This is a genomic window from Hyphomonas sp. UBA3601, assembly GCF_002375605.1.
GTDB lineage: Bacteria > Pseudomonadota > Alphaproteobacteria > Caulobacterales > Hyphomonadaceae > Hyphomonas.
The window spans coordinates 4492-8411 of sequence record NZ_DFME01000008.1 but is presented as its reverse complement, the minus strand read 5'-3'; the positions used below and the strand labels follow the sequence as shown (position 1 = coordinate 8411).

General features: G+C 56.6%; 4 protein-coding genes, 1 tRNA gene and 1 pseudogene. 3 read left to right on the top strand and 3 right to left on the bottom strand.

Translation table 11 applies throughout. From position 1 onward, the window contains the following. The 3 genes from B4F73_RS00540 to B4F73_RS00530 all read left to right on the top strand — a co-directional run. Positions 1–321 (top strand): adenylosuccinate synthetase (locus tag B4F73_RS00540; protein ID WP_290482261.1); only part of this gene is annotated, 321 nt, incomplete at its 5' end. A gap of 93 nt (positions 322–414) precedes the next feature. After that, positions 415–858, top strand: coding sequence for a PA2169 family four-helix-bundle protein (locus tag B4F73_RS00535; protein WP_206992073.1), 444 nt, complete (start codon positions 415–417; stop codon positions 856–858). A gap of 162 nt (positions 859–1020) precedes the next feature. Further along, positions 1021–3108: a catalase gene (locus tag B4F73_RS00530; RefSeq protein WP_290482260.1), complete on the top strand. Its 2088-nt coding sequence runs from the start codon at positions 1021–1023 to the stop codon at positions 3106–3108. Between the two features lie 64 nt (positions 3109–3172). On the opposite strand, the gene B4F73_RS00525 is transcribed toward B4F73_RS00530, so the two are convergent. The 3 genes and pseudogenes from B4F73_RS00525 to B4F73_RS00515 form a co-directional block, all read right to left on the bottom strand. Further along, positions 3173–3448 (bottom strand): hypothetical protein, encoded by a 276-nt coding sequence (locus B4F73_RS00525; RefSeq protein WP_290480550.1) that lies wholly within the window; start codon positions 3446–3448, stop codon positions 3173–3175. A 65-nt stretch (positions 3449–3513) separates the two neighbouring features. Beyond that, positions 3514–3588, bottom strand: a tRNA-Val gene (locus tag B4F73_RS00520). Between the two features lie 44 nt (positions 3589–3632). Further along, positions 3633–3920 (bottom strand): annotated as a pseudogene (locus tag B4F73_RS00515) (hypothetical protein); the annotation flags it as partial.

Below are 3920 nucleotides of genomic sequence, written 5' to 3'. Positions count from 1 at the left end.
ACCGGCCTCGCCCTGACCAAGCTCGACGTGCTGGACGGCTTTGACGAGATCAAGGTCTGCGTCGCCTACAGGCTGAATGGCGAGACGATTGACCACTACCCTGCCGGCCTGACCGACCAGGCCGCTGTAGAGCCCGTCTATGAGACGCTTCAGGGCTGGAAAGGCTCAACCGCCGGTGCGCGATCCTGGGCGGACCTTCCGGCAGAAGCGGTCAAGTATGTGCGCCGCCTCGAAGAACTGGTCGGCAAACCGTGCGCGCTGGTCTCCACGTCGCCGGAGCGCGAAGACGTAATCCTGATGAAAGACCCGTTCGAGGGCTAAGCGCCTTTGATCATGTCCGTCATTTAAGGTTTTCTGTCTGGAACTCATGCCTTGTCTCCCTGTTGGTCAGGACAGACAACGAGGAGTTTCCAAATGACCGACACAATCAACAAAACCGAAATTGACGCCCTCAATGACGTCACCAAGGTACTGATCGACAGCCGCAAAGGCTATGAGAAATGCGCTGAACTCTCAGATGAGAGTTTTGCGTTTCGCACCCAGTTCCAGAAGCGCGCCAGTGATCGCGCAGCACTGATCAGCCGCTTCCAGCAGCAGGTCCGTACTCTCGGCGGCGAACCCCAAACTGAGGGTGGTACGCTTGGGTCGCTTCATCGCGCCTTGACCGAGTTCTCGTCCATGTTTCAGGACGACAGAAAAGCTGCCCTTGAGGCGATTGATGACGGCGAAGAACACCTGGCCGACTCGATCAAGGATCGCCTTGAAAAGTCCGAAGTCCAGGGCCAGTCCCGCGCCCTTCTGGAAGAAGCCTATTCGAGCGCCCGCTCTGGCGAAGCCTTTGCGGACAGCTTGAGCTGAATACAGGCATAGCAGAAATTTTGAGGGGCGGTTCTGTTTTCTGGAGCCGCCCCCTTTCATTGGATTCCCTCGAAGGGGGATGAAAGCCGCATATGCGAGGAACCAATGAGCCCGTCGCGCAGTTGATTAGAACACCCTCCAACCAGCAGATGGATTTCTCTCATGTCCGACAAACCAGATCTTTCCCTCGACGAGGGCGGCGCACCTCATCAGTCAACTGAGGATGGCTACGAGACCATGACCACCCAGCAAGGCGTGCCCATTGCCGACGACCAGAACCATCTGAAAGCGGGCGCGCGCGGACCGATGCTGACCGAAGACTTCATCTTCCGTGAAAAGATTTTCCACTTCGACCATGAGCGCATTCCTGAACGCGTCGTGCATGCCCGCGGCTACGGTGCGCATGGCTATTTCGAGACACTGGATACGCTTGAGGACGTCACCACGGCAGACATTTTCCAGAGAAAAGGTGAGAAGACCAATGTCTTCGCCCGCTTCTCTACTGTGGCTGGCAATAAGGGCTCGCCCGATCTTGCGCGCGATGTGCGGGGTTTCGCCGTGAAGTTCTACACGAAAGAAGGCAACTGGGATATTGTGGGCAACAACATCCCTGTCTTCTTCATTCAGGACGCCATCAAGTTTCCAGACCTGATTCATGCGGCCAAGCCGGCACCGGACCGGGGCTTCCCGCAGGCCCAGACAGCACATGACAATTTCTGGGATTTCATCTCCCTGTCTCCGGAATCCATGAACATGGTCATGTGGATCATGTCCGACCGGACAATTCCCCGTTCCCTGCGGTTCATGGAAGGCTTCGGCGTCCACACATTCCGGTTTGTGAATGCCGAAGGCAAAGCAACCTTTGTGAAGTTCCACTGGAAACCAAAGCAGGGCCTGCAATCGGTAGCTTGGAACGAAGCCCTGAAGATCAATGGCGCCGACCCGGACTTCCACCGCCGCGACATGTGGGATGCCATCCAGATGGGCGACTATCCGGAATGGGAACTCGGTGTGCAATTGTTCGACGAGGAATTTGCCGAGAATTTTGAGTTCGACGTACTGGATGCGACCAAGATCATTCCGGAAGAACAAGTGCCCGTCCGCATTGTCGGACGCATGGTCCTGAACCGCGTCGTCGACAATTTCTTCGCTGAGACTGAACAGGTCGCCTTCTGTACACAGAATATCGTGCCCGGTGTCGACTTCACTGCGGACCCGCTGCTGCAGGGCCGTAACTTCTCCTATCTCGACACCCAGTTGAAGCGCCTTGGTGGCCCGAACTTTACACATATCCCGATCAACCGTCCGCAATGCCCGATGCGCCATTTCCAGCAGGATGGCCATATGGCGATGGAGAATCCCAAAGGCCGCGCCAATTACGAACCGAACAGCTGGGGACCGGAAGAAGGCGGACCGCGCGAAGATCCCGCCAAGGGGTATCGATCCTATGCCGAGCCGGTTGGCGGAGAAAAGACGCGCCTGCGCCCGGAATCCTTCGCCGATCATTACAGCCAGGCCCGCCAATTCTATGTGAGCCAGACCAAGGTCGAGCAAAAACACATGGCAGACGCCCTGACCTTCGAGCTCAGCAAGGTTCAGAAGATGGAAATCCGTCTTCGCATGCTGTCTCACCTGCTGAACATCGATGAAGACTTGGCGAAAAAAGTGGCGGATGGCCTCGGCGTAACCGACATGCCGCCAGCGGCTGATCCGGCCAGCCCTCCCATCACGGACTTGCCTGCTTCCGATCCCCTGAGCATCCTGAAGAACGCTCCAGACAGTTTCGCAGGCCGAAAACTGGGTATCTTTGCTACGGACGGCGCGGATGCAGACCTCCTGAACGCGCTGAAGAAGGAAGTGACCTCCGCTGGCGGCATGACGATGCTGATCAGCCCGAAAGTGGGCGGCATCACACTCAGTGACGGGTCGCACATGGAGGCCGACGAGAAAATCGATGGCGGTCCATCGGTCCTCTTCGATGCCGTCGCCCTGCTGATCTCCGAAGAGGGGGCAGACATGGTCAAGAACGACGCCCCTAGCCGGGATTTCGTGGCCGACGCGTTCGCGCATTGCAAATTCATCGGCTATGTCGAAACGGCCCAACCTCTCATGGAGAAGGCCAGCGTCTGGGATGCGAAGGATGAGGGCTGCGTCGCGCTCAGCAAGACCGAAGATGTGCCCGGTTTCGTGAAGACACTCGGCAAGCTCCGCCATTGGGATCGCGAACCGATGGTTGACCTTGACGGCTAGGACAAGGCCCCTGCCCCGGAATTGAAACGAACATGAAGGAAGGCGGCCAGTTCGCCTTCCTTTTTTAAACGTCCATCATACGGCGGACCCATTTCGTGGTGCCTTCTTCCATCCCTTTGAATTTGGGCAGGGAGTCCAAGCGACCGACGAACAGGGCGTCCGGCTGGGCTAGGCGTTTGACGTGGTGGTAGAGTCTGGACTGCGTCTCCGGCGTCGAAACAAGAAACAGACGTTCATCCAGCTTCCTAGTCATCAGAGAGATATTGGAGGCCTGCAGCATTTTCCCGCCGGTATAATAGACGACAAACATATTGGCGTCCGGCAAATCTGGATCAATCATGGAAACATCCCGTCATTTTTTAAAACAACGCGGCAGGTTTCAGGAGGTTTCGGAAGACTTCGGAATGGTGGGCGGTACAAGGTTCGAACTTGTGACCCCTACGATGTCAACGTAGTGCTCTACCACTGAGCTAACCGCCCGATCCATTCGGAAGCAGGGGTAATGGATAATTCAGCGCGCGCCGTCAAGCCGGGTTTGGCGGTGTAACGACGCAGAGCGCAATTTTCTGCAGTATTGGCTCCGGTGTCGCAGGATCTTCGGCAAAAAACCAGACTTCGCCAAACGGATCATTTGCGGAAAAGGCATGTCCCTCAAACTCGAAAGACAACCAATGTCCAAGCTCCGAGGGCGTAAGAGACACTATGTTCGCGCCATCCAGAAAATTCAGGCGCAGCATGCATTCATCCATACTCATCGCAGCCGGCGCATCAAAGAAGTGCCGGCCAGCGTCATGGGATAGGGATTTCAGCAG

What these genes read in the sequence shown, in the direction of transcription:
- B4F73_RS00535 (WP_206992073.1), top strand. Translation starts at nt 415, where the DNA reads ATGACCGACACAATCAACAAAACCGAAATTGACGCCCTCAATGACGTC.
- B4F73_RS00530 (WP_290482260.1), top strand. Translation starts at nt 1,021, where the DNA reads ATGTCCGACAAACCAGATCTTTCCCTCGACGAGGGCGGCGCACCTCAT.
- B4F73_RS00525 (WP_290480550.1), bottom strand. Translation starts at nt 3,448, where the DNA reads ATGATTGATCCAGATTTGCCGGACGCCAATATGTTTGTCGTCTATTAT.